This window comes from Autumnicola musiva (assembly GCF_031846585.1).
Taxonomy (GTDB): Bacteria; Bacteroidota; Bacteroidia; order Flavobacteriales; family Flavobacteriaceae; genus Autumnicola; species Autumnicola musiva.
In genome coordinates, this window is sequence record NZ_JAVRHK010000004.1 from 125,157 (window position 1) to 146,696 (window position 21,540).

21 protein-coding genes and 1 tRNA gene are annotated in these 21,540 nt (G+C 38.4%); 9 read left to right on the plus strand and 13 right to left on the minus strand.

Going from position 1 to position 21,540, the window contains the following annotated elements:
• The first annotated feature begins 278 nt into the window (after positions 1–278).
• Positions 279–791, plus strand: a complete 513-nt coding sequence (gene lysM, locus RM539_RS07570; protein WP_311502782.1) for a peptidoglycan-binding protein LysM — start codon at positions 279–281, stop codon at positions 789–791.
• Between the two features lie 117 nt (positions 792–908).
• Here the strand turns inward: lysM and nadD are convergent, their stop codons facing one another.
• The 4 genes from nadD to RM539_RS07590 all read right to left on the minus strand — a co-directional run bounded on the left by nadD (position 909) and on the right by RM539_RS07590 (position 4,071).
• Entirely contained in the window at positions 909–1,493 is a 585-nt protein-coding gene (gene nadD / locus RM539_RS07575; RefSeq protein WP_311502783.1) for a nicotinate (nicotinamide) nucleotide adenylyltransferase, read from the minus strand.
• Positions 1,490–2,074: a guanylate kinase gene (gmk, locus tag RM539_RS07580; protein ID WP_311502784.1), complete on the minus strand. Its 585-nt coding sequence runs from the start codon at positions 2,072–2,074 to the stop codon at positions 1,490–1,492. The genes nadD and gmk overlap by 4 nt, the downstream gene beginning before the upstream one ends.
• A gap of 1 nt (position 2,075) precedes the next feature.
• Positions 2,076–2,933, minus strand: a complete 858-nt coding sequence (locus RM539_RS07585) for a YicC/YloC family endoribonuclease (RefSeq protein WP_311502785.1) — start codon at positions 2,931–2,933, stop codon at positions 2,076–2,078.
• A gap of 169 nt (positions 2,934–3,102) precedes the next feature.
• Positions 3,103–4,071 (minus strand): YheT family hydrolase, encoded by a 969-nt coding sequence (locus RM539_RS07590; protein ID WP_311502786.1) that lies wholly within the window; start codon positions 4,069–4,071, stop codon positions 3,103–3,105.
• Positions 4,072–4,175: 104 nt separating this feature from the next.
• Between RM539_RS07590 and RM539_RS07595 the strand changes: the two genes are divergently transcribed.
• Genes RM539_RS07595 through RM539_RS07605 form a run of 3 tightly spaced genes read left to right on the plus strand, consistent with a single transcriptional unit; the run spans position 4,176 to position 5,900 of the window.
• Entirely contained in the window at positions 4,176–4,664 is a 489-nt protein-coding gene (locus RM539_RS07595) for an acyl-CoA thioesterase (RefSeq protein ID WP_311502787.1), read from the plus strand.
• Positions 4,665–4,669: 5 nt separating this feature from the next.
• Positions 4,670–5,311: a hypothetical protein gene (locus RM539_RS07600; protein WP_311502788.1), complete on the plus strand. Its 642-nt coding sequence runs from the start codon at positions 4,670–4,672 to the stop codon at positions 5,309–5,311.
• A gap of 10 nt (positions 5,312–5,321) precedes the next feature.
• Positions 5,322–5,900 (plus strand): hypothetical protein, encoded by a 579-nt coding sequence (locus RM539_RS07605; protein ID WP_311502789.1) that lies wholly within the window; start codon positions 5,322–5,324, stop codon positions 5,898–5,900.
• Here the strand turns inward: RM539_RS07605 and RM539_RS07610 are convergent.
• The 3 genes from RM539_RS07610 to RM539_RS07620 all read right to left on the minus strand — a co-directional run bounded on the left by RM539_RS07610 (position 5,867) and on the right by RM539_RS07620 (position 7,998).
• Positions 5,867–6,799, minus strand: coding sequence for a DMT family transporter (locus tag RM539_RS07610; protein WP_311502790.1), 933 nt, complete (start codon positions 6,797–6,799; stop codon positions 5,867–5,869). The two genes, RM539_RS07605 and RM539_RS07610, sit on opposite strands and share 34 nt — an antisense overlap.
• On the minus strand, positions 6,792–7,145 hold the full coding sequence (locus tag RM539_RS07615) for an arsenate reductase family protein (RefSeq protein ID WP_311502791.1): 354 nt from the start codon (positions 7,143–7,145) through the stop codon (positions 6,792–6,794). The genes RM539_RS07610 and RM539_RS07615 overlap by 8 nt, the downstream gene beginning before the upstream one ends.
• 82 nt (positions 7,146–7,227) lie before the next feature.
• Positions 7,228–7,998: a DUF3298 and DUF4163 domain-containing protein gene (locus RM539_RS07620; protein ID WP_311502792.1), complete on the minus strand. Its 771-nt coding sequence runs from the start codon at positions 7,996–7,998 to the stop codon at positions 7,228–7,230.
• A 163-nt stretch (positions 7,999–8,161) separates the two neighbouring features.
• Between RM539_RS07620 and RM539_RS07625 the strand changes: the two genes are divergently transcribed.
• Complete coding sequence (locus RM539_RS07625; RefSeq protein WP_311502793.1) at positions 8,162–9,304, plus strand: cystathionine gamma-synthase; 1,143 nt, start codon at positions 8,162–8,164, stop codon at positions 9,302–9,304.
• A gap of 264 nt (positions 9,305–9,568) precedes the next feature.
• On the opposite strand, the gene RM539_RS07630 is transcribed toward RM539_RS07625, so the two are convergent.
• Both RM539_RS07630 and RM539_RS07635 read right to left on the minus strand, forming a co-directional pair.
• On the minus strand, positions 9,569–10,795 hold the full coding sequence (locus RM539_RS07630) for a cysteine desulfurase-like protein (RefSeq protein ID WP_311502794.1): 1,227 nt from the start codon (positions 10,793–10,795) through the stop codon (positions 9,569–9,571).
• A 27-nt stretch (positions 10,796–10,822) separates the two neighbouring features.
• A complete protein-coding gene (locus tag RM539_RS07635; protein WP_311502795.1) occupies positions 10,823–13,219 on the minus strand; it encodes a S9 family peptidase in 2,397 nt (798 codons plus the stop codon).
• A gap of 137 nt (positions 13,220–13,356) precedes the next feature.
• On the opposite strand from RM539_RS07635, the gene RM539_RS07640 reads away from it, so the two are divergent.
• On the plus strand, positions 13,357–14,910 hold the full coding sequence (locus tag RM539_RS07640; protein ID WP_311502796.1) for a M20/M25/M40 family metallo-hydrolase: 1,554 nt from the start codon (positions 13,357–13,359) through the stop codon (positions 14,908–14,910).
• A 67-nt stretch (positions 14,911–14,977) separates the two neighbouring features.
• On the opposite strand, the gene RM539_RS07645 is transcribed toward RM539_RS07640, so the two are convergent.
• The 4 genes from RM539_RS07645 to RM539_RS07660 all read right to left on the minus strand — a co-directional run bounded on the left by RM539_RS07645 (position 14,978) and on the right by RM539_RS07660 (position 17,426).
• On the minus strand, positions 14,978–15,349 hold the full coding sequence (locus tag RM539_RS07645; RefSeq protein WP_311502797.1) for a hypothetical protein: 372 nt from the start codon (positions 15,347–15,349) through the stop codon (positions 14,978–14,980).
• 21 nt (positions 15,350–15,370) lie between these two features.
• Positions 15,371–16,324, minus strand: coding sequence for a DUF1028 domain-containing protein (locus RM539_RS07650; RefSeq protein ID WP_311502798.1), 954 nt, complete (start codon positions 16,322–16,324; stop codon positions 15,371–15,373).
• A 69-nt stretch (positions 16,325–16,393) separates the two neighbouring features.
• On the minus strand, positions 16,394–17,089 hold the full coding sequence (locus tag RM539_RS07655; RefSeq protein WP_311502799.1) for a DUF2490 domain-containing protein: 696 nt from the start codon (positions 17,087–17,089) through the stop codon (positions 16,394–16,396).
• Between the two features lie 37 nt (positions 17,090–17,126).
• The gene (locus RM539_RS07660; RefSeq protein ID WP_311502800.1) at positions 17,127–17,426 is read right to left on the minus strand and encodes a hypothetical protein; all 300 of its coding nucleotides are present in this window, start codon (positions 17,424–17,426) and stop codon (positions 17,127–17,129) included.
• Between the two features lie 112 nt (positions 17,427–17,538).
• Here RM539_RS07660 and RM539_RS07665 point away from each other — a divergent pair.
• The 3 genes from RM539_RS07665 (at position 17,539) to RM539_RS07675 (ending at position 21,539) form a co-directional block, all read left to right on the plus strand.
• Positions 17,539–17,610: transfer RNA gene (locus RM539_RS07665), tRNA-Arg, on the plus strand.
• A gap of 215 nt (positions 17,611–17,825) precedes the next feature.
• Complete coding sequence (locus tag RM539_RS07670; protein ID WP_311502801.1) at positions 17,826–19,091, plus strand: site-specific integrase; 1,266 nt, start codon at positions 17,826–17,828, stop codon at positions 19,089–19,091.
• A gap of 483 nt (positions 19,092–19,574) precedes the next feature.
• Positions 19,575–21,539, plus strand: a complete 1,965-nt coding sequence (locus RM539_RS07675) for a site-specific DNA-methyltransferase (RefSeq protein ID WP_311502802.1) — start codon at positions 19,575–19,577, stop codon at positions 21,537–21,539.
• The last annotated feature ends 1 nt before the right edge of the window (position 21,540 follow it).

Below are 21,540 nucleotides of genomic sequence, written 5' to 3' on the forward strand. Positions count from 1 at the left end.
CTTTTTAAGCATGCATCCTGAGAATTCTTCAAAAATCAGGATAAAATTTAACATAATCATTTGTACAGGAACACAATTGGAACAGGCCTGACAGCGTTATATATATGTTCTTTAGGAAATCTAGAGTACGTATTAGTTTTTGGTTAGTTATTTAGTTTAAAACCACCTCTTTTTCAGGGGTGGTTTTTCTTTTTTAATTCTAACAAAACTTTAGGAATCAGATGCTTGCCAATATTTGTACCTTTTGTAAATTACTCTAATCTAAACAATTACAATATATGAGTGTATTTTCCTTTATTAAAGAGTCAGGGGAAAAGCTTTTCGGAATTGAAAAAGCAAAGGCTGAAGAGAGTAATGAAATTTCTGATAGCCGGGAAGCAGAAGAGCAAAAAGAAGATAAAAAGGCCATTGAAAGACTGAAAAAAAGGTTCGACGAAGCAGGATTAAAAGTAGATAATCTTGAAATAGAAATTGAAGGGGATACGGTAATACTTTCAGGAAATGCAAAAGATCAGGCCACCCGTGAAAAGCTTGTTTTGCTTATAGGAAACTCTGAGGGAATAGCAAAAGTAGATGAGCGCCTGCAGATGACAAAAAATGAGCAGGAGTCTGTTTTCCACACTGTAGAAAGAGATGATGATTTAAAAAAGATTGCAAAAGATCATTATGGAGATCAGGAAAAATACCAATTTATTGTTGAAGCGAATCATCCAATGTTACAGGATCCCGCTAAAATCTATCCGGGACAGGTTTTACGAATTCCTGTAATAGAAAATAAAGAGACTGTTTAAAAGTTTTGAGGGTGCTACATCAGGAACAGTCGAAGTTCTAAGCTTGTAGTTCCACAATGAAAAAAGTAGGTTCAATCAGCTAAACAGAGCACTCAAAACAAATTTTTAAACAGTTTTTTACTTATAGAAATTCATCAGCTTAATGTAATCCCATACATCAGGAGTGAGCATTGGCTGTATATTTTTACCTTCAGAAATGGCTCGCCTTATAAAAGTTGAAGAAATCTCCATTACAGGTGCAGCAACTCTTTTAATTTTTGGATGATCTTTAAACTGGTTTTGTACTTTTTCTCCTGAAATACGGGGATATACGTAAATAGAATGGTTTTCCAGGATTACTTCGTGGTTTTTCCACTTATGCAAACTCTTTAAATTATCTTCTCCCATAATGGGACAGAATTGGTTGCTGGGGTATTTTTCCTGTAAATGAAGCAGGGTTTTAACAGTATAATTTGGCTGTTCCAGGTTAAACTCTATGTTGCTCGGTTTTAGTTTTTCGAAATTTTCGCAGGCTTTATATACCATTTCCAGGCGATGATGGTTTTCCAGAAGCGTACTTTTTTTCTTTAACGGGTTATGTGGAGTTACCACCAGCCAGATTTCCTCAAGATCGGAAAATTCAGCCATATGATTGGCAATGATAATATGGCCTATATGTATAGGGTTAAACGTTCCAAAAAATAAACCTACCTTTCTATTCATTTTCCGGTGTTTGTGCCAATGTAGTTTGCAACCAGGTTATAAGCTTCGTTAAGAGCGATCTCTAAATTATTATTTTCAATAATAAAATCGAATTGTGGTGCAGTAGCCAGTTCTATAGAAGCTTTAGCCACGCGCATATTTATTTTATCGGGAGTTTCCGTTTTTCGTTTTTTCAGCCTGATCTTTAACTCTTCTATACTTGGTGGTTTTACAAAAACTGCCAGGGTTTGTTCCGGATATATATTTTTAATATCCAGGCCGCCGACCACATCAATATCAAAAATTACGTGCTTGCCTTCTTTCCAGATACGCTCGATTTCGCTTTTTAACGTGCCATAGAAATTATCACGGTAAACCTCTTCCCATTCCAGAAATTCATCAGCTTTTATCTTCTTTTTAAATTCTTCCAGCGACAGGAAGTAATAGTCCTTGCCGTCTACTTCATCTCCCCGGGGTTGGCGTGAGGTGGCAGAAATGGAAAAATCAAGTTTTAATTCTTTTTTTCCCAACAGGTGCTGTACGATGGTTGTTTTTCCCGATCCTGAAGGTGCAGAAAATACTATAAGTTTCCCTTCGTTCATATTAAAGTACGTTAAGGAGTTGTTCTTTTATTTTTTCCAGTTCATCCTTCATTTGAACCACCAGTTGCTGCATTGGTGCATAATTGGACTTACTTCCAATTGTATTGATTTCCCGGCCCATTTCCTGGGAAATAAAAGCAAGTTTTCTTCCGTTGGAATCAGAGCTGTTAATGGTTTCCTTAAAATAGGAGAGATGGTTTTCCAGTCTCACTTTTTCCTCGGTAATATCAAATTTTTCAATATAATATACCAGTTCCTGCTCAAAACGGTTTTCATCCACCGTCTCTTTAATGTCTTCAATACCTTTTTTCAGCCGTTCCCTTACACCTTCAATCCTATCCGGATCCATTTTGATAATCTGGTTCAGCAAATTTTCAATATTCTTTACTCTTAGCACCAAGTCTTTTTCCAGCGCATCCCCTTCAGCGGTCCTGAAACTATTTATTTCTGTAAGAGCTTCTTTAACTGCGTCTTCAATAGCTTTAAATTCAGTTTCATCAATTTCTTCACGTTCTGTTTTTAAAGCATCGGGCATACGCATGGCCATTTTCAGCAATTCAATTTCTTCAGCATTTACAATCTCCCGTAACTGTTCCATATAACTTTGCACTGCTGCCTGGTTTACTACGGAAGAGGAGTCCTCAGCGGTATTTTCCACATAAACAGAAAGATCTACTTTCCCGCGGATAAGCGATTTTGAAATTATTTTGCGCAGTTCCAGTTCTTTTTCACGATACTGGGAAGAAATTCTGGCGTTCAGGTCAAAGTTTTTACTATTGAGAGATTTTATTTCTACGGTGATTTTTCTCTTTGGGAGTTCTGAAACACTTTTCCCGAAGCCTGTCATAGATTGAATCATGCTTGATTTTTAAAAGGTTGTGCAAAGATAATCAATTCTGAAGCAGTACAAAGAAGTACGAGGTTAGAAGTTGAAAAGGTGGTCGATTGTCAGTTATTACATGTGGGGTTCAAATGAACAATTGAAAACGAGCTTTCAGCCATCGGCTAAAGAGATAATGAAGAAATTTTTACGTTGAATGAGAATTGATAAAATCCAGTGCCCGTTTTTCATGATAGTAATATTTTCCCTTTTGAATAAAACCCACATGGCCGCCATACCTTGGAATTTCCAGATAAAGCATATCAGAATTTTCAGCAATTTCTACCGGATAAGAATTTGAAGAAAGAAAAGAATCGTTTTTGGCATTAATAATTAAGGAGGGAATGCTAATGTTGGAAAGAAATCCAAGGCAGCTGCACTTTTCATAATATTCGGCGGCATTTTGATAACCATGTGCTCTGCTGGTATACAATTCATCTATAGCCCTAAGCGAATTACAGGCGGTAATTTCTTCTTTGCTAATTTCTTGCGGAAATAAAAGCTGCCTTTCAAAAAGTTGTTTTTTCAGGTTTTTTTGAAATCGTTTGGAATAGATGGAATTTGTACTTTTGTTCAATTCTTTCAGAGAGGCGCCCAAATCACAGGGCACCGAGACCGCTACTGCAGATTGAATTTCCTTCGGAATTTCCCCTGGTTCGCCTAGGTATTTCAGCAGTAGATTTGCACCAAGGCTAAAACCAGCAAGAGCTATTTTTTTGTAATTTTTCTTCTGAATTGCAAACTGAATTACTTCTGCCAGATCTTCTGTGGCACCGGCATTGTAACTGCGATAAAGCCGATTGATTTCACCACTACAGCTCCTGAAATTCAGCAGGGCAACATTCCAGCCTTTTTCAGTAAAAGCCTTTGCTATCCCTAACATATACGGCCGCAGCGCATTGCCGGCCAGGCCATGGGTAACTATAAGCAGTTTATCGGAATGGATATTTTCAGCATAACACCAATCCAGATCAAGAAAATCACCGTCGGCGAGTTCTAAACGTTCGCGCCGGTTAATCTCTAACTTTACTTTGCGCAGCATAGCCGCATAAATGGTGGCAAGATGGGCATTTTGGAATGGCAGGGGAGCTTTATAGTTGCTCTTTAAAACAGGCATCTGGTGAAATTAATAGAATTAAAGCATAGGCACATAAGATCTGCCAACAAAAATAGTTATGCGTGCATAATTATTTGCTTAATTTTAAACCAAATTTAAATTTTATGTACACCAAAGAATTTGAAATTCGCTGGAGCGATATTGATGCAAACCGGCATTTGGCCAATACTGCTTATGTAAATTTTATGAGTCATACCCGTATGAGTTTTCTAATGGAAAATGGGTTTGGCCAAAAGGAACTGGCCAGGCAGAATAGTGGGCCGGTGGTTTTTTATGAACATATCTATTATTATAAAGAAGTTTTTGCAGGAATGCCTGTAAAGGTTAGTTTGCAGTTAAAAGGTGTGTCTGAAGACGGAATGTATTTTGAATTTGCCCATGAATTCTACGATCATAAAGGTCGGAATTTTGCTTCTTGTGAAATGATGGGAGCATGGATAGATTTAAAGGAAAGAAAACTAACTGCTTTGCCTGAGGAACTTTTTGAGCATCTAAAGGACCTTCAGCATACAGAAGATTTTAAAGTGCTAACTAAAGAGAATACGCGAAAATTTGGAAAAAAACCGAAGGATATTGATCCTTCAAAACTATAAAATTTATGCAGGAGGAATCAGATGAAGTATGGTATGCTTGTTACGGTTCAAATATTAAAGAAAAAAGGTTTTTATGTTATATAGAAGGAGGAACGCCGGAAGGTGCGATACGTAATTTTGCGGGTTGTGCCAACAGGGCTGCTCCAAAGGAAAATCATCCTATAGAAATTAACAGGGAACTTTACTTTGCAAAGGAGGCGATTACATGGAATGGTGGAGGAATAGGTTTTTTGAAGCCAGAAGAAAAAAGTAAATCTGTAACTCTGGGAAGACAGTATCTAATCACTTCAGACCAGTTTGTGGAGCTTGTAAAGCAGGAACTAAAAATGGAAGGAGAGTTGCTAATAAATTTTGAAGAATTAGTTGAAAAAGGATCTTTTATCTGCTCCCCCGGCGGCAGGTATGGGCAGCTGGTATGTCTTGGCCATCGGGACGGCAGGCCTGTTTTCACCTTTACCAGTGAACATTACCTGGAGGAAGAAATAAATGCCCCGAACAGAGCTTATATCTCCACAATTATTTCGGGTATAAGAGAGATATATGATTTAAATGATGAAGAGTTACTGGAATACTTTAGTGGAAAAACCGGAATAAAAGGTACTCCTTTGGAAACCCAACTACCGGAAATTATAGCAACGTCCAAATAAGTAAAGATTCATGCCTTTAAAAACTTCGGAAGCCAGGTGGTTTTCAAACAGCAAAGAGGTGTTGTGGGATATTTTCTTCAATCTGGAAGAGATTGGGGAAGGTAATCCTGAAGGAGAAAGAAGTGATTTTTATTTAAAATCGGCTACACCTTCAGCGGGGATAAAGATAAGGGAAGGCCGTCATGAGCTTAAGGTGAAAACAGCTGAAGATGAAAAATCAGATTTAGGAATAATTCAGCATTGGAGTAAATGGAGTTATGAAGACGAAGAAAATATATTGAATTCGGCTTTACTTCAGGATTGGATTGAAGTGAAAAAGATAAGGTTTAAGAAGCAGTTCGGGATAAATGAAGGGAAGGTGAATTTTACTTCCGCAGAAAATATTAAAGAAAAATGTGAGGCAGAATTTGCCATTTTTGAAATTCCATTTTTGCAGTTAAAAGCTTATACATTCGGTCTGGAAGCCTCGGGCACTAAGGAAAAGGAAAATCTTGAAGTAGCAATGCGACACCTTTCCCTAAGTATGGAAACGCTGAAAAATTTAAAATCCTGTAGTTATCCAGAATTTTTAGCCAATCCTTCCTTTTGAGTTTCTCCCCTTGTTTTGGTTTTTTTTATAGTTACCATATATACTCCGGTAAAAACCAGTACAGCGGCAATAGCCTTAACTAATGTAATAGAATCAGCTCCTGTGGCTACAGCGTAAATTATAGCTATTAAGGGCTGTAAATATATGAAAGCACTTATGGTGGAAGCCGAAAGTTGTTTTAAAGCATAAATATTCAGCAGGTAGGTAGCGAAAGTAGTGCCTAGAACCACAAAGGCCATTCCCCATATTGCTTCAAAAGGCAAATTTGTCCAGTCTACATCGGTAAACTCACCTATGGTAATGGGAAAATTTATAAAAACGGCTATTAGAAAAAGCCATTTCATAAGGGTAATAGAACTGTATTTTTTAGTTAAAGGTTTTACCAGGATAAGGTATAATCCGTAGGAAAAAGCATTTATGATAAAAAGAAGGTTACCCAGCGGAATATTGGAAGCATTGTGGTTGCCGGAATGGCTAAAAAGCACCAGCACTAGTGCGCCGGCAAGACCAACCACAATTCCAATGCTCTTTATTAATGTAATACGTTCCTTTACCAAAATTGAACCAAGTATAAGCACCATAACAGGAGACAGTGTGATAATCACTGAACTGTTAATTGGAGTGCAAAGGTTTAGCCCCTTAAAGAAAAACAGCATGTTAATTACCATTCCAAAAACCGCGCAGCCAAATACCCGCAGCCAGTCTGAGGTGGCTATTTTCTCCCTGGGTGTAAAAAAGCTGATCGCCCAAAACAGGATTGCCGCTCCAAAAACGCGTAGAAAAATAAATCCAAAAGGCTCAATATATACCGGCATGATACCCTTGGCCACGGTATGGTTAATGCCGTAAATTGCGCTTGCCAGAAAGGCGGCAATAATGGCCAGGGCCCTGCTATTCATTTATAGATGCTTTGACTGCTGCTACCGTTTTCTTTGAATTTCCTATAAAAATTTCATCATTGTTAATAATCACCGGGCGCTTTAAGAAAGTGTAATGCTCTAAAATCAGGTTTTTATACCTGTTTTCGGTAAGTTTTTCATTTTTAAGATCTCTTTCTTTATATAATCGCGCTCTTCTGCTAAAAAGTGATTCATAACTTCCTGCCAGTTGCTTCATTTCTTCCAGTTGGATTTCAGTGATTTCTTCTTTTTTAATATCCTGAAGGATAAAGGAAGAGGGAAGATCAAGTTCTTTCAGGATTCGTTTGCATGTATCGCAGGTAGAGAGGTAATAAACTTTCTTCATTATTACAGAAAATGATTATACATTTAGAAGTTGCAAATTAAATGTTTTTAAACCGTAGTCAAAAGTTCTGTTGGAACAAAGATTATTCAGCAGGAGACTCTTCCATTTGCAGTTTTAAATATTGCTCAATTTCATCATAGGAAAACCTATAAGTGAATTCTCCTTCAGCATAAGAGGCGATTTCATAAGCATTATAATGCAAAACTATTCCGCTTTTTGTAAAGCCGATATTCTGCGGAAGTACAAATGTATCATCCTCAAAAAATAAACCTGTACTGTTTATAGGATCTCCCTGTGGAATATTCTGGTCTTCCCTAAATCTTTGCTCGAAAAATTTTTTAAATTCCGGTGTGAATAATTCCTCATGGGCATAGCTTTCCCCGTTTTCCGGATTAAAATTTAGAAATGAAATACTGCTGTAACCATGTGCTCCGCCGGTAAACATACGTGAATTGAACCTGAAGGATATAAGTTCTGGCGTGCGCCGTGCTATTTCAGCAAAAACAGAACCTTCCCAGGGCAATTCATATTCAGCAAAATCACGGGCGGTATTTTTATAATTTTCAATAAAATGGATGGCAAGATCTTCAACAGAAGCTATTTTTTCCTCTTCCTGATAATCAACAATCTTAATAATATGGTTTTTTACTTCCTCGTTAATACGGGAAGCCGCTTCGCTCTCTTTTTTAGCAACAGGATAACTAATGCTTATAAAAGCACAATCTCCTTCTTCAGGATTACACTGGTCGTAAGATTTTTCTACAGAATAGTTGGTGAACTGCAGCGGTTTTTTTTCCTTCTCACAACTGGTTAAAACCACGGCTGTTAAAAGGATTAGGAGAAATTTTTTCACAACAAAAAGCGGTGTTAAAGTTAATGATAAAGGTACATGCAATTTTGTGATTGCCCAACATCTATAGTACATTTGAGCGAAAGATAGTATCTTTAAGAGAAATATATTAACTGCCCATATTTTTTCTTCGGAAGGAAATAACCGGGCTTAAAATAAAGAATAGATGAAATTTAATACCAAGACAATTCACGGAGGCCAGGAAAATACCGATCCGGCTTACGGTTCTGTAATGCCGCCAATATACCAAACCAGTACTTATTCCCAAAGCACTCCGGGAGGGCACAAAGGCTTTGAATACAGCCGAAGCGGAAATCCCACCAGGGCAGCCCTGGAAAGTGCACTGGCCAGTATTGAAAATGGCAAATATGGATTGGCTTTTGGTTCCGGGCTGGCGGCTATAGACGCATTGATGAAGATGTTTAAGCCCGGCGATGAAATTATTTCCACCAACGATTTGTACGGCGGATCTTACCGGTTGTTTACCTCTATTTTCGAAAAATGGGGGATTAAATTTCATTTTATCGGCATGCATGAAGCCAATGATATTGAAAAGTATATTAACGATAAAACAAAGCTCATTTGGGTGGAGACGCCAACAAACCCAATGATGAATATTATAGATATTGAAGCGGTGGCTAAAATTGCCAAAAACAAGAATGTACTTCTGGCGGTAGATAATACTTTTGCCACTCCATACCTGCAACAGCCGTTGGACCTGGGGGCTGATATTATAATGCACAGCGCCACAAAATACCTTGGCGGGCATAGCGATGTTGTGATGGGAAGCCTCGTGGTAAAGGATGAGGAACTGGCAGAAAAATTATATTTTATACAAAACGCGAGTGGTGGAGTTTGTGGACCTCAGGATAGTTTTCTTGTGCTTCGCGGAATTAAAACCCTGCATTTAAGAATGCAAAGGCATTGTGAGAATGGAGAAGCAGTGGCAAGATTTTTAAAATCCAGTCCAAAGGTTGATAAGGTATACTGGCCGGGTTTTGAAGATCATCCAAATCATGATATTGCCAAAAAACAGATGACTGGTTTCGGCGGAATGATCTCTTTTACCACTGCTGAAAACACGCTGGAAAGTGCAGTTAAAGTTGTTGAAAACTTTAAGGTATTTACCCTGGCCGAATCTCTTGGCGGAGTGGAATCCCTTGCCGGGCATCCCGCGAGCATGACACATGCTTCTATACCTATGGAAGAACGTGCTAAAACAGGGGTTGTAGATTCTTTAATTCGCCTGAGTGTTGGAGTGGAAGATGAAGAAGATCTTATTGAAGATTTAAAGCAGGCTTTGGGATAAATAGAAGTTTGAAAGTGAAAGTTTAAAGGTCCAAAGTATATACTTTGGGCTTTTTTTATAATATCAATTTACAACAACCCCGGCCTTCGGCCACCTCTCCTTAAAAAGGATGGGAGCAGAAAAATTCATGTAAAATGGCTCCTTCACTTTTTTAAGGGAAGGTGGATTAATCAGCCTAAGCTGATTAAGACGGAAGGGTAAAATTTTCTTTTTAATCCAGAAAACCTGAACACCGAACTTTCACTCTTCACTTTTCCAGCGTATCTACAAAATCTTCGAAAATGCCCATACCAGTCGATCAACTTCGGCTTTGGTGTTGTAATGCACCAGGCTTACTCTTACCACCCCGCTTTTTTCTTCAAGGCTCAGGTCCTGTATGAGCTTTTTAGCATAGAAATCTCCAAAACGGATTCCTATCCGGTATTTATCAACCTGCTCTACAATTTCATCACTTTTTAATTCAGAATGTATAAATGAAATAGTAGGCACACGTTTAATCTGATTGGAAAACCGCGAACCAATAATGCGAATTTTTGGGTTGGAGTTTAAATACTGAAACAGGATTCCGCTCAATTCTTCTTCATGGCTGGCCATAACCTCATAAACCTTTTCAACCTTCTTCTGAAAAGGAATTGTGGCAATTTGCGGGAAATGATGCTTGAACATTTCCTGGAAATATTCAGTTAAGCCCAACAAACTGTAGGTGAGTTCAAAATTGAAATTTCCCGGCTGAAATTTATAAGGAACATCCTTTTTCTTAAAAAAATAGTGGTTAATTCCATTCATCTTATACAGCTGGTTATACCTTCCGTACATTACCGCAAGGTGTGGCCCGTATGCTTTGTACCAGCTAAAAACGTAAAAATCCACATCAAGCTCAATCACGTTAACCTGGCGGTGTGGAGCATAAGCAACGCCGTCTACACAAATTAAAGCCCCGGCTTTATGAACCATTTTGGCTATTTCTTTGATAGGGTTTATAGTGCCCAGAATATTGGAGCAGTGGGTTACCGCCACCAGCTTTGTTCTTTTGGAGAGCAGGGCTTTTAAATCTTTAAGCTCCAGTTCCAGGGTTTCCGGGTTTACTTTCCAGATTTTAATATTGATGCCTTTTTCTTTAAGGTCTGTCCAGCAGGAAACGTTTGCTTCATGGTCTGTATTAGTAACGATTACTTCGTCTCCCCGTTGCCATTGATTGCTTATGCATAAACTGAGAATCCGCAATAACATGGAAGTAGATGGGCCAATCACCACCTCTTCACTCCTGGAAGCGTTGATGAATTTTGAAACCTGTTTGGTGGCATAAGCCAGTTTTTCACCGGCCTCCCTGGAAACCTGGTAAGATGCACCCAGCTGAACGTTATGGTGGGTAAGGTAACCGGAAATTCTTTCAATTACCTTTCCCAGCACTTGTGAACCGCCGGCATTATCCATAAAAATAAAATCACGGTTTAATGCAGGGAACTGCCTGCGTACAAAATCAATATCCATAAATTGTTTAGGTTAAATAGGTGCTTTTTAGTTATTAAGTAGGCTTTCATTAAATAGCTCCAGGATCCTGCTGTATTCATCGGTCCAGCTGCTGGGTTCTATAAATCCGTGGCTTTCTACGGGATAAACGGCAAGTTCCCAGTCATCTTTGCCCAACTCTATAAGCCGTTGTGCCAGTCTTACCACATCCTGAAAATGCACATTGGTATCTACCATTCCATGTGCAATCAATAAATCGCCTTCCAGGCCATCAGCAAAGTAAATGGGGGAAGACCTGCGGTAAGCAATTGGGTCCAGTGCGGGTTCATTGAGAATATTGGAGGTGTAGCCATGATTGTAATGTGCCCAGTCTGTCACCGATCGTAAAGCGGCCCCTGCTTTAAAGGTTTCCTGCTCGGTAAACATAGCCATTAAAGTTATAAAACCGCCATAACTTCCACCGTAAATACCAACCTTGTCAGGATTGATATTGTGGTTTTTGATAAGGTATTTCACCCCGTCTACCTGATCGCTGAGATCTTTGCCACCCATATACCTGTAAATTCCTGTTCTCCAGTCGCGGCCATAACCGGCACTTCCACGGTAATCAATATCTATCACCGTGTAACCAAGGTCGGTTAGCAGATTGTTAAACATGTATTCCCTGAAATAACTGGACCACCATTTATGGGCATTCTGAAGATATCCTGCGCCATGCACAAAAACCACGGCAGCATTATTTTTTACATTTTCCTGCGGGAGGTATAGCCTTGCCGGCACCATTGCCCCGTCTTCAGCTTTAAATTTTATAAATTCCGGTTCCCGCCAGTTATAGGAAGAAAAAGCTTCACTTTGACCTGATGTTAACTGGTCTGGTTTGGCATTGGAACTGGTCTTTTTAATATAGAGCTCTTCGGGCTTGTTGCTGTAGGAGTGCAGAATAGACATATACTTTTCATCAGGAGATAGATACACCTCGTTCTTCCCCGTCATCTGCGTAAGTTGCTCCATTTTGCCACCCATTACAGGCATTTTATAAAAATGGCGCTCCCCGGCATCTACTTCAGAAGTAGTTAAGTACCATGACTTTTTATCCTTGGAAAGGAATGGATCAAAAACTTCGAATTTTCCTTCAGTGAGGGCTGTCTTTTTTCCGCTTTCAACATTCAGAAGATAAAGATGGGAATAGCCGGTTTCTTCAGATTGAAAGTAAATATGCTCATTATCGGGAAGCCAACCCATAGTGCCGCCGCCCCAGTAGGTGTAACCAACCCCGGGCCCGGCAATCCATGCATTGTCATGCTGCCGGTCCAGCACGTTTAATTTTCCCGTTTTCAGGTCAATTTCAGCAATCCAGCGGTCTTTATTATCAGCAGATCTCAGGTTTACCACGGCACTTTCCCCGTTTGCTGAAAAATAGGTGCCTGAAGGGATAATTTGCCTTTCTTTTTTCTCCCATTCCTTTTCCGGGTAGTCTTCAGTATAACCAGGCAAATCGTTAATCCCCGGCAGGATTGAGGTGTCTACTATAAAAACGGTATCTTTTTCAGCATTATAAATAGCCAAATCTACCTTATCGCTTTTTTCACCTACTTTACTTCGGGCAGGAAGATCTGCAGTATAACCGCTTTCGTCCACATAATTGGGTACATTTGTACTTTTGTTTTCTGCACGGTTTATTAGCTGATAAGCGGCATATTTTCCATTAGGGGAAACCTGTAACCGGCGCAGGGAATTTTCACCAAGATAAAAGCTGAAAGGTTCTTCTTCAGCAACAGATTTTCGGTAATTTTCAGAATTTTCTTTTTTCTCTTTGCGCTCGTTCACAACCTGCAGCAAACCGAGATTTTCCTTTTCCAGCCAAGTATCCTGCTCTGAAACTTCAGGCGATTTCTCTTCTTTTTCCTTTCCTTTTCTGATGTGGGTGAGCTGACTTATTTGCCCGTTTTCGAGATTCAGGATAAAGGCATTGTCATTATAAATAAATGAAATTTTATCTTCATTCTGAAGAAATTCGGCATCTTCAATATTCGCATCAAGATCCAGCATTTCAGTGGCTTCTTCAGCTTTTAAATCGTAAAGAACAAGATTGCCATTTTCAGCATAAACTTTTTTTGTTTTTTTCCGGTTGAAGTCCCCCCACTGCGGCAGCATTTTTCGTTTCTCCTGAAGGCTTACCTTAACAATTTCATCCCTGTTTTCAAGACTTATCTTATAAAGTGAATCTGAAGCATTCTTTTCTGGATTATAATTAAAATATATGTTTTTACTATTCGCCCCCCAGCTGATATCAGAGGGAAAAGTTCCTATCCAGGAAGGATCCTGCATTATTTTTTCTACAGAAAGTTCACTTTTTTGCGCAATGCCGGAGAAGCATACACAGATAAAGAGCAACAAAAGGAATTGTCTTTTTCTTGCAGTAAATGGAAATAAAAGCTTTTTCATGAATTTTTATTGAAGTATAAATGGCAATATACTTAAAAATGCAATTATTTTTTAAATCTGAAATTTAGATGCGCACAGAATTCCTTCAATTTTAAATGATATATTTGAAACACTCATTTTTAATCTTTCCATTTATAATGAAAATCAAGACTAAATTTTTATCATTCCTGTTTATAGTTAGTACCGCGATCCTGGTTGCGCAGGAGCAGGACCAGGTAGTACAGGATATTATCAAAGAATCCAACAGCAATTCTAAACTGGAAGAAATTGCACATGAACTGCTTGATGTGGTTGGGCCAAGGCTGGTAGGGACACCTCAAATGAAAAATGCTCATGATTGGGCGGTAAAAAAATATAAAACCTGGGGTATAAATGCCGAAAATGAGCAATGGGGTACCTGGAAAGGCTGGGAACGCGGTATCACGCATATTGATATGATTAGCCCACGGCTGCAAACACTGGAAGGAAGGCAATTGGCGTGGAGCCCTTCTACGGGTAAAAAGGGTGTGAGCGCAGAGGTGGTAATTCTTCCTGAAGCAGAAGATTCCGCAGCATTTCAAGATATGATATCTTCAGTAAAAGGGAAATTTGTAATGATTTCTATGCCGCAGACTACCGGTCGGCCAGATGATAACTGGGAAGAATGGGCTACTGAAGAATCTTTTGAAAAAATGAAAAAAGAACGGGATTCCCTGGATAATTTATGGGATAACAGGCTGGAGAATACCGGTTATGGCAGAAGAGAATTACCTAAAGCACTTGAGGAAGCCGGTGCTGCCGGCATAGTAACTTCCAACTGGTCCCGTGGCTTTGGAGTAAACAAGGTTTTTGGTGCCTATACCAATGACATCCCAAGCATAGATATTTCCCTGGAGGATTATGGATTATTATACAGGCTTGCTGAAAACGGCGATACTCCTAAAATTAAAGTGGTTGCAGAATCTAAGGACCTAGGGGAAGTTCCCACCTTTAATACTATCGCCAGAATTGAAGGAACTGAAAAGCCGGAAGAATATGTAATACTTTCTGCTCATTTTGATTCCTGGGACGGGGCTACAGGCGCAACAGATAATGGTACAGGAACAATGGTGATGATGGAAGCAATGCGCATTCTTAAAGAAGTTTATCCAAACCCCAAAAGAACAATTATTGCCGGGCACTGGGGTAGTGAGGAACAGGGGCTTAATGGTTCCCGTGCCTTTGTAAAAGACCATCCTGAAATTGTAGATAATCTGCAGGCTTTATTTAACCAGGATAATGGAACCGGCAGGGTGGTTAACCTTTCCGGGAACGGATTCTTAAATGCCTATGATTATTTAGGAGACTGGCTAAACGCGGTTCCTGGTGAGATTTCAGAAAGAATTGAAACGAATTTTCCGGGAACTCCTGGTAGGGGAGGTTCAGATTATGCCAGTTTTGTTGCTGCGGGAGCTCCTGCTTTTAACCTTAGTTCTCTTAGCTGGGATTACTGGAATTATACCTGGCATACCAACAGAGATACCTACGATAAAATTGTTTTTGACGATGTGCGGGATAATGTTATCCTTACCGCAATTTTGGCTTATAAGGCCAGTGAAGATAATGAAAAAACTTCAAGAGAACAGAGGGTGCTGCCGGTGGATAGAAGGTCCGGGGAACGCATGGCCTGGCCTGAAGCCCGTGATGCTACCAGAAAAGGCGGGCTGGATTAAAAAATTAAAGAATAGGAAGAAGCAGCCAACATGCAGATTTTGTTGGCTGCTTTTTTAAATGCTTTTTTTAGGAACTAGTTAATTCTGCGCCAACAGGGACGCTGCAATCATGACCCGGTTCTCCATGAGGCGGATTTATTTTTGGTGTTGCCGATTTTAGCCTCACCGGAGATTGTTTTGAAGAACTGGCAGGAGCAGTTCTTGTTGTGGCTTTCCCTAAAGGAGCACCAACCGGTAAATCACACCTGTGGTTAGGCTGACCGTGGGCGGGATTGTATGCTACTTCGCTTTCGCTGTTTGTGCTTTGATCTTTATTCAGGTAACTGGATTCAACAGATGGTGCTGCAACAGTTTCTTTTTCAGTTTCAGTATCCTTACAGGAAAGCAATCCTGCAGTCAGTAATACAAAAAGGAAACTTTTAAAAACTATATTCTTCATAACAAGCTTTTTTGAATTAGATTAATTGATAATTTCATCGATTTCTTCTTCGGAAAGATTTAATAGTCCCGATTTTGGCAATCTGGTAAGCATTGTTCTCCAGTTTTCATCTTCAGTAAACACCTCATCAAAAATTGGTTTGGCTTCATCAAGGCGCCCGCTGTTTGCCAGGGCCACTGCTTTCCAGAATTTCATTTCAAGGTTCTGCGGAAACATTTTTTCTGCGGCGCCATATGCTTTCAGCGCTTTTTCAATATTTCCCTCTTCCACGGCCAGGTCTCCACGGTTCATAAATTCATAAGCCCGCGCCGTTTTAAGTAGCCGGGAAAGTTCTTCTACGGGATTGGAATGATCGTCTACCCGTAAATCTATTTTTTTGTCTTCCCATGGATTTGCCGCGTTCTCAGGGCCTACTACAATTAACGCAGCCGACTGTCTTCCGCGGATATCGCCTCCTGCTTTTTGTGCTGCACGTAAAACTTCCACTACTCTTTCAGCCAACGGAAGTTTTGAATTGAGATAGAAAGCTTCTGCCATGGCAGGAACTACTTTATCATTCAGCATCATATTGGCCTGAACTGAAAAATTTTTCCCGCTGATATCGCTGGCCGCTTCCACGCAGTTTTCACCTGTATAGGCAGCAGTATTTCCTTCCATGTCCAGAAATGCCACCTGCCGGTAAGCTCTTCCGCCGTCATTATTTACAAGGATTTCCAGAGCTTCATCTGCCGTTTTTCCCTGTTCCATAAGTCGAAGCCCTTCCGGGCCATAAGCAGGATTCACAAAAGACTGGGTGGCAACAACGCCTACCCCAGATTTGCCCCAGGAAACCAAAGAACCTACAGAAAACCAATGGCTTTGTACTCCCACAGCCATTTCACCGGTTGCAGTATCTCTGGCAACAATGGAAAAAGTATGGGCAAAAGCATCTTTTTTAATTTCAGGGTTTTGGGAAAAACAAAAGGCGGTACTCATGCTTAGGAAAAAAAATAAAAGTAAAATTTTGTTCATTATCAAAGGTAGCTAAACTCTATTGAAAATTTATTAAAACGTATGGTGCAGGCTAAGCTGAAGTTGGCCTTTGCTAACATTATCTGTAGTCTGCGTCATATAACCTGCCTGTACTTTTAGATTATCCTGTATGGCATAACCTAAAGCTGAATAAAAACGGTTTCTGTCAAAAAGCTCTACATAGCGCCCATTACCAATTTCACGTTCACCATTAATAAAGATTTCGTTGTATAATGCCAGGTAAACCGCATTCTTGTTGAGGTTGTTCTGGTTTAAAGGTATGTTTAAAAATAAGTTGTAGCGGTAACGTGTTCTAAAATCCTGGTTTTCTACCCAGCGCTGTTCGTACCTAAAGCGGTGGGTAAGGTAAAAACGATTGCTTAATTTATGTGGAAGTAAGGCCTCCTGATAAATCCTGCTCTCGCCTGAAGTTTCGTTGCTATCTCCAAATTCTCCGGATGTGATATTACCGTAACCTAATGTAAATTTTATATCGGCATTTTTAGGAGAATATGTAAGTCCACCGCGAATTAGTAATTGTTCCAAATCACCGCCAAGGTCCCAGTTACGATATTGTACATCTCCCTGCAGTCCCCATTGGCTGTTCCCAAAGCTTGTGTTCCAGAAATACATGTACCAGGCGCCGGTTTGGTCTTCTTCAATTTGGGAATTTGCAGAAAAAGTTCCAAAGAGGCTAAACAATGCTAAGAAAAGAAGTGATTTTTTCATGTTTGTAAATATAATATTCAATAGGGAATTTTTAAATTTAATATTCTTTTATCTCTTTAACCAAAATAAATTCCGGCCCGCCATCTACAGGATATCCTTCTATAGCCTTTCCATGAATAGTTACTTTCTGTCCTTCATACCTGGTAAGGTTAAAATTATCACTTTTTAGGGCGTAATAGGAATCTTTATTTCTAATAATGTGGGTGCCGTACTGGTATGAATTAATTCCGCTAGCTTTTAATGTGCCGGTAATTTCTATGAAGTTTTCGCGGCTTTTATTGCAGGTATCAACAAAAAACATAAGAAAGAATGAAAGGAAAAAGCTGGAGAACTTCATGATTTTTGAATATTAAACATGCCTAATTTACCGAAGATTGGGGGAAATATTGGAAGTATTTAAGAAAGATTTGATATAGTCGTAAAAACATTATTATTTTTGTGCCCGGTTTGGCCTCATAGTTCAATGGATAGAATAGAAGTTTCCTAAACTTTAGATCCAGGTTCGATTCCTGGTGAGGCTACGATTGACACTTTAACAAAAATTAACAAATAGTTAATTTGTTGATTACCAGTGTTTTTGAATTTTTTTGATATCGGATGATATCAAATGATACCGCTTTAAAAGTTCACAGATCGTCAACACTTTTTTAGCAGAAAAATCTTATCTTAATGTCCTGAATTGTACTCATAATGGTGGTTTGACTTCGCAACATTGTCTAACTTAAAACCACAAATTATGCGAACTCAGTCAACATTTTCCGTCCTGTTTTGGATTTATTCCAAAAGAGCCAAAGAGAATCAAACCGCTATTTACGCCAGAATCTCTATTAACGGTAGAAAATTAAACATCAGCCTAAAGAGAAAGGTTGATATTGATCTATGGGACCCCAAGAAACAAAAGCTTATGGGCAAGAGCCCATATGCTAAAGAGCTCAACCAGTTTCTGGAACAGGAGCGCTCCACATTATTTCAATGTTATCAGGATTTGAGAATGGAAGGAGCTGTTATTTCCGCGGAGACTATCAAATCTCGTTACTTTGGAGACAGAGAACATCTTTTTTCTTTGGAGGATATTTTTGAGTATCACAACAACAATATGTTTTCTAAACTGAAGCAAAATACTACGCGCTTATATATTACAAGTCAAAATTACATCAGAGGTTTTGTCAAAAAAGTATATGGGAGGAAAGACCTTTATCTAAAAGAACTGGACTACAGTTTTGTTGTAAAATTTGAGAATTATCTCCGTGCTGTTAAGCCACGGCATTATCGTAAGAACCTTCAGCATAATGCTGTTATGAAACATATACAGCGTTTGAGGAAGATGGTAACCCTGGCCTATCATCTGGATTGGATTGAAAAAGATCCTTTTATAAAATTTAAGCCGCATCTTGAACGTAGGGAGCGGGGATTTTTAACTCCTGAGGAGTTAGAACGTATAGAATCAGTTAAATTGGAAATTCCCAGGCTAAAAAAAGTAAGGGATCTTTTTATATTTAGCTGTTACACAGGAATAAGTTTTGGAGATCTTATACTCCTTACACCACAAAACCTCGTGATTGGAATAGATAAGAAATTCTGGATTATTACAAGAAGAGAAAAGAATGGTAACCAGGTAAAGGTGCCATTGCTTGCTAAGGCCATGAATTTCCTGGAAGAATATAAACATAATGAGGAATGCAGGATAAAGAATGGCCTTTTGCCCACTATCACAAATCAAAAAGCGAATAGTTATTTAAAGGAAATTGCAGCAAAGTGCGGTATTAAAAAGAACCTGACTTTTCATCTTGCCCGGCATACTTTTGCCACGACGGTTGCTTTGTCTAACGGAGTTCCCATAGAAACAGTTTCTAAAATTTTAGGACATAAAAAACTATCTACTACCCAAATATACGCGAAGGTTATCGAGCGTAAAGTAGGTGAGGATATGGAATTATTACAGCAAAAACTGAATAAGCCTAAGGAAGGAGATGATATGAATTCGAGTAGAAATAAAAACTGAAAAAATTAAGCAATACTTCGTTAGCAATATTTTAGATTGAAATGCTTTGCAAGAATTTAAGATGCCACTTTTAATTAAATCAAAAGTAGGTAAGTTCTTTAATGCTCCTTCCAGTCAATAAATAATAGATTTAAACCATTGCTAAAATTAAGCTGATTATGAAAACTATAGAGCCCAAATTCCTATTAATTAAAAAATTGCTAACCATTTGAAATTAAATGATTTTCGTTTTTATGCCGCTATTTTTCCACATTTCCTCAATATTTTGTAATCTTTCTTTATAAGTTGCAATCAAATTAGTTTCTTGTTTTTTACTTAATCTTTAGTTTTACCTTTTAAGGTAGGCCTTAACAATTTTAATCTTAAAATTCACTAGCTTTTACATAAAAGCCGTTAATATTAATTTAATAAAATACTCTACAAGAGAATCCTATGCAGTTATATAGCACCATCACAGAATGTCTGAAATCTGAACCAAATTTTGTGTCCGACAACGGAGAAATAAAAAAATGGTTAGTCTATAATAAAGCACAAAATTATGATCAAAAATTACTAGAATTACTATTGAGCAATGAGATGCTCAAAAAAGAGTTTTTCTTAGATGTTGGTGACACTATAGTATTCAAACAGAATTATTTTTTACAGTTTTTAGAGCAGAAAAATTATTTGAATGACAGTTATACTATTTTTAGAAATAAGGTAGGCTTATCAATTTCGGGAAAATATCTTAATCAAAGAAACGAAGTGGCGCTAGTGTGGCCATTTAAGGATTGTGTTCTGGAGGGGGGACAGAGTCGAGAAGAGGATAAAAGGGAAGAGGTGTTCTTCAATAAGGTTCTTGCTCAAGATGAAATAACTCAGTTGTTAGAACCAAAAGTATTGACAAGCCTTAAAGTGTTTTCTAATAAAAAAGAGGGGATCAAGGAAGAGTTCCTTCGAGATTCAGCAATAAATGAAGCAAGACAATTACCGGCAGATACAATAACTAGTAACTTAATAATTAAAGGAAATAATCTTCTAGCCCTTCATTCTATAGCTAAGCAGTTTTCGGGTAAAATAAAATTAATATACATCGATCCCCCCTTTAATACTGGAAGTGATGAGTTTAGGTATAATGATTCTTTTAACCATTCGACTTGGCTTACCTTTATGAAAAATAGGTTGGAGGTAGCAAAAAGCTTACTAAAAAAAGATGGTATTATAGTTTTACATGTCGGCAACGATGAAGCTGCCTATATCCAAGTCTTATTGGATGAAGTTTTTAATAGGGAGAATTACCTTAATCATATTACTATGTCTACTAATGCTCCATCAGGATTTAAAGCAACAAGTGCAAAGATCTTCTCTACAGCAAATCATCTTTTTTTCTATTCTAATGAAGCTGGACAGGGGCAATTAAATAAATTATATGTTGAAAAAACTTATGATAAAAACTACAAATATTTTCTTTTAAACCCAGAAGATCATTTTGCAAAGTGGGAATATTCTACTGTTATAGAACAAATAGCTAAGGAGGAGGGTTATACTGATTCAAAGGATTTAAAGAAGGATCTTCCTAAAGAAGTTCTGGATAAGAAGATAGCGGCATTTGCAAATGAAAATAAAGAGCGAGTTTTTCGTACAGCTGCATTAGGTGGCGGGGCTTTGAAAAAAAGAAAAAAAACGGTTAAGGAATCTAAGAATAACAAGCGAGTTATAATGCAGCATCCAAATGAAGACGTTGAAGGATTTTATATTCTAAATGGAGAAATGATCGTTTTCTGGGCGAATACTTTCAAAGAAATCGATGGGGAATTTCTACCAGCAACGGCTCTGACGGATGTATGGACAGATATAGGCTTTACAGGAATTGCAAGTGAAGGCGGAGTTACTTTGAAAAATGGTAAAAAACCAGAATTGCTTCTAAAGAGAATAATTGAATTAACAACAAAGCCGCAAGACATAATATTAGATTATCATCTTGGAAGTGGAACGACTTGTGCCGTGGCGCATAAACTTCAGAGGCAGTATATAGGTATTGAGCAGCTTGATTATGGGAAAAATGACAGCACTGCAAGATTAAATAATGTTATAAATGGCGATTCATCCGGAATTTCTAAGCTTGCTGATTGGAAAGGTGGAGGAGCATTTTCTTATTTTGAATTAAAAAAGTATAATCAAGATTTTGTAAATGAAATCAATAATGCAGAAGATACTGATGCCTTAGTTGAAATCTGGGGGCAGATGAAAAATAAATCCTTCCTACACTATAATGTTGATCTTAGTAAACAAGAAGAACATATGGAAGAATTTTTATCACTTAAATTAGTACAACAGAAAGACCATCTCATCGAATTGTTAGATAAGAATCAACTTTATGTGAATCTTTCCTCTATCGAAGATCAGGATTTTTCGTGCACTGAAGCCGAAAAAAGATTATCAAAAGATTTTTATCAGATAAGAAGTTAGT